This is a genomic window from Burkholderia sp. Bp9143 (assembly GCF_003853645.1).
Lineage (GTDB): Bacteria > Pseudomonadota > Gammaproteobacteria > Burkholderiales > Burkholderiaceae > Burkholderia.
In genome coordinates, this window is the sequence record NZ_QTPO01000156.1 from 1 (window position 1) to 689 (window position 689).

Annotated in this window: 1 protein-coding gene; it reads left to right on the plus strand. The window is 66.9% G+C overall.

Annotated features, from left to right (window positions below):
• The coding region (locus DIE23_RS39105; protein WP_185646627.1) for an electron-transfer flavoprotein:ubiquinone oxidoreductase at nucleotides 1-689 on the plus strand (689 nt) is incomplete at both ends.

Consider the following 689-nt stretch of genomic DNA (forward strand, 5'->3'; position numbering starts at 1 on the left):
ACGAACCCGTACCTGTCGCCGTTCGAGGAATTCCAGCGCTACAAGACGCATCCGTCGATCCGCGCGTTCCTCGAAGGCGGCAAGCGCGTGTCGTACGGCGCGCGGGCGATCACGGCCGGCGGCCTGCTGTCGCTGCCGAAGACGGTGTTCCCGGGCGGCGCGCTGATCGGCGACGATGCGGGCTTCCTGAACGCATCGCGGATCAAGGGCAGCCATGCGGCGATCAAGACCGGCATGCTGGCGGCCGACGCCGCGTTCGACGCGGTGCAGGCCGGCCGTCAGAGCGACGAGCTCAACGCGTACCCGGACGCCTTCAAGCAATCGTGGCTGTACACGGAGCTGTACCGCGCGCGCAACTTCAAGCAGTGGATGGCCAAGGGGCTGTACCTCGGCACGCTGATGGTCGGGCTCGAGCAGAAGGTGATGGGCGGCAACGTGCCGTGGACGCTGCACCACAAGCATGCGGACCACGAGATGCTGAAGCCGGCGTCGCAATGCACGCCGATCGAGTATCCGAAGCCGGACGGCAAGCTGACGTTCGACCGGCTGTCGTCGGTGTTCATCTCGAACACGAACCACGAGGAAAACCAGCCGGCGCACCTGACGCTGAAGGACGCGAGCGTGCCGGTAAACGTGAACCTGCGCACCTACGCGGGCCCCGAGGGGCGCTTCTGCCCGGCGGCCGTGTA